Raw genomic sequence first — 7,452 nt, 5'->3', positions numbered from 1 at the left:
CTACATTTGGCAGATTAGCTGATGATTACAGCGTTTGCCGAATGAGCAGCTTCAAAATGTCAACACGCCCTAGCAACTTGGGCTATATATAAGTAAGATTGTCTTTTGGCAGATTACCCAATGCTAACAGCATTTGCCGGATTAACAACATCAAAGTGTCAACACGCCCTAGATTCTGTTGATGTATGACAGATTGAACTAACCCCTGCCTCTCGATTGGATCGGGACACGATACCGTAAGTTGCTTTGAATCCCAATTTTATCAGAGCGTCGTTCCACCACAATGGTATCGGGATCTGTACCACTATACAAATAAAATTGCAATTGTCTACACACTAGTCGAAATTGGGCACGGTTTTTGCATCGCATATTGAGCAAGGCAAAATCCCGTCTGTCCCGATTTATCGGGGATCTGTCCGAGCGAAGTGCGTAACTCCCAAGAATTTTAGGTGAAAAGCGTTAGGTTTCGCCGGGGTTTATGGATATTCGATGGTGGATTCGGTGTTGGAAGTCACTATATCCATTTATCAAAGGGTGTTGTTGAAAGGCTGAACTATTATCGTTGTTGATAGGAGTTGGCTTTGAAGCGTGAAACCCAAGGCTCACGTTTTACGTTACCTACTAAGGTGTGTTGACATTTTGATGTTGCTAATGCCGATCCAATCGACATCCACGATACTGTAAGCATCGTTGCTTTTTAGTCCCGTGCCGTTCCTGCTTGCCCCGATGTATCGGGGACGCAACGAGATCGGCAAACGGTGTTAGCGTCGGTCAATCTGCTATAAGTAGCGCAGACTGTTAGTTTGTGGGTTGGGTCACAATCTAACAGATCGTGGTACAAAAGATTACTTTTATCAAATAACTTAAAAAAAGGCTTACCGGGGAAAAACTAAGTTGGGTTTCACTTTATCCATTTATAAGCAGATGTTGTTGAACGACCAAGTTTCTATTGTACCTGATAGGGATTCACGTTTAACCGTTCAATCCAACTCCGTTCCGAGGACTCCAATCGGATGAGTCTTCGACCTACGGGCTGTCAAACGTCAACAGAACCTAGCAACTTGTGTTAAAATAATTCGGTGATTCATCGCTGTGTTTCAGCGATCGAGCACCGGAGCACACATTTCTCGTCGTTCGATGTATCCCCGATAAATCGGGATTAAGAAACGAGCGACTACAATTAGAAAGAGGTTTGAACAATGTATAATTGGAAATTAAGCGCGTTTTTCATTATCGGTTTGATGTTGGTTACAGGGATATTCAGTAACGCCGCGATGGCAGCAACAAATGACGGCAAGGGAACAGTAGCGGTAGCTTGGGGTTTTCAGAGTAATATAACTAGCCCTGCGATCTCCTCTGTTTCTGGAACTGATACCGCTCTTAGTGCTGGTAGTACGCACAATATTCTGCAATTTACCTACACGGCAGCTGAGAATAACGCAGGAATAAATATGGCTGGCGGGCGAGTTCGGATTTCGTTCCCAACCGGTTGGAAGGTGTCCAAAAAACTTATACGCGTCACGGATGGGGATACGGTATACGAAACGGATGACATGGGCGATCTGGTTCCCGCCGATCTCTTTGTTAGTGACACCACACTTGATACCGACGAAAAGAGGAAGGCGAAAGCAAACGCTACCGTGACATTTGAAGCCGACAGACACATAACGGTCAACCTCGGTTCAGAGTGGAGCAGCACGAATAATAGCAATGGTAGTAGGGAACTTATAATCATACTCGCTGATGTAACTGTCCCTATTCCCTCTCGTTTAACTGAAGATAACGGTACTGCTGATGTCTATTCCGATGACTATGCTAATATTGGGTTCCAGTGCAGCTCCAGTGCCAAGAACGGCACGCTTATTCGGTTATCGGATTCAGTTGAGGTCAAAGTTGGAAATATTTTGGGGGATCGTGATTTGGCCACCACCGACGACCAGGGGCAACTCACTGCAACGGAAACCCGTGACCCGCTTATAAGAGAGGTTAAAGTCACACCGGCGAGAGTATTCATAGGAGATACAAATATCAATGTTCAAATTGTCTTTGAAGCCCCTGGGCCGATGTACGGCACCACCCTCGCTATAACTATTCCCGCCGCGCTCGAGGCAGCTGCAGCTGCTGATATTACAGTATCAGGAAGGGGCGGGGCCGTTCTTGGTGATACGTCTAGTATCGGTCTCAATCCTAGTATCCCTATTAATAAGATCGATAGGGGTCAGAGAGTTGTCGTTTCGTATCGAATAGCCACGGTTGAGGGGGATCCTGGTGAGGTCTCCGCAACGACAGGAGGAACCGGTGCCAAGGTCACGGGGGGAGTGGCGAGTGCACTAGCAGGCTCTGGAAGGATGGCCATTTCGCCTCCTTTTGTGGAGGCGGGTTCTCCGCGCAGAGATATCACCCTGACTTATACCGCGTATACCAAACTTGAGGGGTATGATATAGAGATTACGCCAGCAGGAATTGTTCTTGATAGTACCAACACATTACAGAGAACCAACTCTAGCGGCTACGGTTATGTCTCTGGCTCCCGGAGTTCTAACGATTTAACCTATCCTGATGCTACTACTACTAATGTTATTACTTGGTCGAACATTACGATTGAACGAAATCAAACGTTACGGACCACCATACGCAGGGTTGATATCTCAGAAAATGCTAATAACTATGACTGGACAGTGAGGGTTGGACCGAATGGGGGGGAGCTCGTAGAAATTGAGGACGATCCGACCACCGATGTTGATGAGCGACCTATCCTCTCCGTGGTGAGAACATCAGGGGACGCGGTTGACTTTGCAATCGAAGGTGAGAATGTCTTCCATGCCGGAAGTCGGCAAACAATCACCTTCAGGTTTACAGCGGACCGCACCCCCATCCGGAATGGCAGGGTTTCGTTGACAATCCCCTCCGCCTTGGGCAGCCCACCCACAACGGCGAAAGATACACCCGGTCGGGTGACCGTCGAGAGTGATGGTACGCTTGAAGCGAATCAACCCACCATATCCGGGCGTACGATTAACGTTGAAATCAAGGAGCTGGGGATCAATGGAACTGTGAGGATTAAGTATGGTACGGATGAGGATGATAAAGAGAGTGAGAAAGCCGTGCTACACCATGTGGCAAATAGTGCCGTCAGAGTTTCGGGCACTTTTCGTGTCTCATCGAGTGCGGGTACCCGCTCTGCGGGGTCCGTGACGGTCAGGTTGATCAATATCAAGGATGGGACCGGCTCTGCGACGCTATCGCCGACCTCCATTGCGGCGGGCAGTAACAATCAGGCGATAGAGGTAGTGTACACCGCAGCCGGAACGATGAATGGCGGGCAAGTGGTCCTTGAAATCCCATCAGGGTGGGGTCCCATGCAGGAGGATCCCACACAGCGAAATTATGTGACGGTCAGAGGTTCCGTATCCGAATTGGATGTCGGGAGCAGCCAAGCGATAGCGACGATTCGTACACTTAGTAGGGGCGGCAGCATCCGATTTATCTATGGCGGTGGTACATCGAGCAGCAACAACGGGGTGGAGGTCCAAGACAACATTGGGATTGCCCAATTCACGATTAGATCCGATGGGGATGGGAATGGCGTTTTTGCCGCCGTCACAAGCGATGTGAAGTACGAAGACAGAGAAAAGATAAGAAACCCAAAAAAGCTGGGGAAGGTTTATGCAGATGCCCCCGGCGTCTTACAAATAGAAGTGGCGGGCGCATTGGATGGCACAGGTACAGTGACCGTTGATCCCACAGAGGTTCCCGCTGCTGCGAACGATGTGCAGTTGGTGTTTACCTACACACCGACCCAGACCGTCGTAGATGGGGAACTAAGATTCACCGTTCCATCGGGTTGGAGCAAGCCGCAAGTGGGTGAGTTGGGGAGCCCGGGGTATACCGAAGTGGATGGACTCGGTATCGGCACCGCTACGGCTGATGATAGACTCTCTATCACCGTACCAATCTTTTTCCTGGACAAAACACAGAGCCTCAGAATCACCTACGGGGCGACCGACGAAGGGCGTGCCGTTGCTGCCACCGCGACGGGCACCGATACATTCAAAATTGAGGTTAAGGGACATGAAGATGGGAGTCTTAAAGCCATTCAAGGTCAACCCACAGTGAGGGTCACAGGTCAAGGTAGTGGCAGAGGAAAAGCGGTGTTAACCGTGAGAGCCGTCAGGGGCGATACTACCCTCTATGCCGGTGATACGAACCGTACGCTCACAATTGCTTACACCGCGGCGGGACAAATGGTTGGGGGTAGAATTCGCCTCACCATCCCACCCAACTGGACCGCGCCGAGTACTAGCAACCTAATTGTTCAACCTTCAACTTCCGTCCGCTATGACGGTCAAATGGCAATTGTCGAGGGTGTTAATTTGGCTGCAAACGGTAAAATCAACTTCATCTATACCGCTGATGTGCAGCCAAGGGTAGAAACGGATGTTACATTTGTTGTTGAGGTTCACAGCGGGGTTCCCGGAGATTCGTTCGCAGAGGTTTCAGGCACTGATACAACCCTCACTGTTGATGTCAAAGAGGCGAAACGGGGTTCCGGTTCGGGTGTGGTCACGCCGACGGCTGTTAAAGCCGGGGCGACCGGGGTGAACCTCACCTTTACCTACACCGCGGTCGGTGAGATTTCTGCGCCGCGGGAGTTCCGCGTCCAGGTGCCCCGCAGTTGGACACCACCGAGTGACGCTGCAACCTCGCCTGACAATAAGGGGACCTACACCGTTGTGCACCGGCACAGTGGCATAGAGACGACAACGAGTATCGAAAAACTCGCCCCGATTGGCAGGGATATGGTCGCCCGGGTGAGATTGGGCGGACTTGAGGTAGAGGCGGGGGACCAGATTATATTCACCTACGAGAATGCTGACGCGCCTGCGACCTCTGAAGTCTCTACTTTTAGGATGCTTTTTGATGGGCAGCAGATTCAAGACAGCACGCAGGTAGGAGTGGGCAACGTCACCATCGTCCCAGATCCCACGCCTCCACCCGACCCCGATCCTGACCCCGAAGTAGTCATCATTCTCACCGCTACGATTGATAAGACAATCGTGAAAGCGGGGGATACAGTAGCAGTGACAGCCATCGGCACATCGGGTCAAAGGGCAACCTTCTCGGTCGGTTCGATTCTCACCAATGTCGCTATGAACGAGTTTCCGGTGGGAACTTATACCGAAAGCGTATCCGTTGCCAATTTGCGCGATGGGGTGCACACTGTAACTGTCAGGCTCGGCCCCAACGGACCTAGCGCTACGGCGGGGTCTCTCACCGTTGACACCGCTGCACCAACGGTAACGGTTGATGCATCTCCAGCGACTGCTGCGAATGGCGATACGGTTACCATCATCGCTACGATATCCGAGGCGGCCACTTCCGTAACGGCGGATGTCTCCGCACTCGATACAACACAAACGGCACCAATGCGGTTGACGCTATCCAATAACACCTATAGTGGGTCCTTCACTATCAGTGATAATAACCAAGCAACCGAGGGCATGAAAACCATCACTGTGACGGCAACGGACGCCGCTGGCAACCGTGGAGCGGGCTTCTCAACCGTTATGTTGACAAGCATACTGCAATACACTTCGATGATACCGGCAGGCACCAGTCTATTCCACGTACCCTTGGATGTCGAAGGGCTCGACACGGTGGGGGATCTCAAGACGATGCTTGGGAGTGCCGCCAGTCTGCTGATTGTCTATGACTACGCTACTCGCTCATGGAATAGCAGGAGCGATAGTGTGCCGATCACCGCTGACCTCGGAATCGTCCTTTCGATGAGTGCCAAGAAAACGGTCGTTTTCAGAGGTGATGCCTGGGGTGACGGCACATCAGAGATACGTCTCCAGGTGGGATCGAATCTCATCGGGTTGCCTGTCAATATTCCCACAGTAAAGAATGTCAGCGACATCATAGGGCTGTTCGATAGAGGTGTCGTCTCAAACATAATCGTTTCGACCGGTGCTGGTCAATTCGGAACGGTCGGACGAGCGGGCGATCCGGCGGATGGCCCCGTCATGGGGGATGCAGCCTATCTCGTCATAGCGGGTGCCAGTGCAACTACGACTGTAACGGTCACGGGTGCCGGTTGGCGCAACAGTGGTATAGGGGGTGCAGCACCAATCGCGCTCGCAGGATACAATGTTGAGGGCCAAACACCTGTCCTTGATGTCCAAGGTGCTGTCGTTGACGAAATCACCGGACTGGCGCGGGAAGGATTCCGTGTCAAGGTGAAAAACCTGTCAACCAAAACCTCGCTCAACAGGGTCACCTCCCTTGAGATGGAAGCAGGCGGCTACAACATGACCTTTGTTGACCTGCAGCGTGGCAATGCGGCACGGGTCGGCGATGTCTTAGAGATTTCCGCTGATTCACCCAGTCCGTTGATTGGTGTCCAACCGGTGCGTCATGTCGTAACGGTTGACGATGTGAAGAGCGGTATCCTTGAGTTAGAAGACCTCATCGCGTATGAGATTCCCGCAGAGACGGAGCTGCTTCGGAACTATCCGAATCCGTTCAACCCTGAAACGTGGATTCCGTATCGTCTAGCAGAAGATGCTGACGTATCATTGACCATCTACGATGTAAATGGTGAACTGGTGCGCAGCATTGATGTAGGACATCAAAGTGCGGCAGTCTATGAGTCCAGATCGAAAGCAATCTACTGGGACGGTCGTAACCGTTTCGGTGAGCAGGTTGCCAGTGGCATTTACTTCTATAGCTTGAACGCAGGTGACTTTTCAGCGACCCGCAAGATGGTCATTCTGAAGTAATCTTTGCTATACACGCACTTGACATAGCTGTTAAATGCCTCAGATTGAGGTGTTTAACAGCTTTTTTTTTAGTAGGATTTATGCGAATTCCTTATGGGATTTCTGTTGTAGTTATCGGCTTGCTCCCTAAAGTTCTAGCTTAGGACTTACGCATTTCAGTAGGGAACAACGATCGTTGTTCCCTACGGACTCCTTATGGAGTTTCTGCTGTAGTTGCCCGATTTATCGGGCGTTGGGAACGGTGTCCAGCGGCGATAAATCGCCGAACTACAAGGCTTTGAGCGTTCAACTGCGTAAGTCCTATAGTTTATACCACGTAGGCTGGGTTGAGCGAAACATACCAACTTCGGGTGGCTTGTTGCTAGGCATGGTCAGACACGCTGCATCATCGAACTATTCCACAGAAGCGCTAATCAGCGAGGAATGATATGTCTTTAAGAGCGATTATCATTGGCCTCGCTTTGGTCATCATACAAACGGCGGTCACACCGTATAATGACTATTATCTTCAAGGGACAGATATTTCCGGGAGTCATTTTCCTTTAGGGGCACTATTTGTGCTAATTGTCCTCACCCTAGGCATTAATCCTGTCCTCAAAAAAATAAGGCCGAAAGCGGAGTTGAATCCCGGTGAATTGATGATCGTATGGGTGATGCTAGTCGTCACTTC

The 7,452-nt window shown here is 50.7% G+C and carries 2 protein-coding genes; both read left to right on the top strand.

Annotated features, from left to right (window positions below; all coding sequences use genetic code 11):
- The first annotated feature begins 1,199 nt into the window (after positions 1–1,199).
- Positions 1,200–6,782: a T9SS type A sorting domain-containing protein gene (locus J4G02_17515; GenBank protein MCE2396337.1), complete on the top strand. Its 5,583-nt coding sequence runs from the start codon at positions 1,200–1,202 to the stop codon at positions 6,780–6,782.
- Positions 6,783–7,210: 428 nt separating this feature from the next.
- Positions 7,211–7,452: hypothetical protein (locus tag J4G02_17510; GenBank protein MCE2396336.1), on the top strand; the 242-nt coding region annotated here is incomplete at its 3' end.

Source organism: Candidatus Poribacteria bacterium (assembly GCA_021295755.1).
Lineage (GTDB): Bacteria > Poribacteria > WGA-4E > WGA-4E > PCPOR2b > PCPOR2b.
This window is presented reverse-complemented; position numbering and strand designations above follow the sequence as displayed.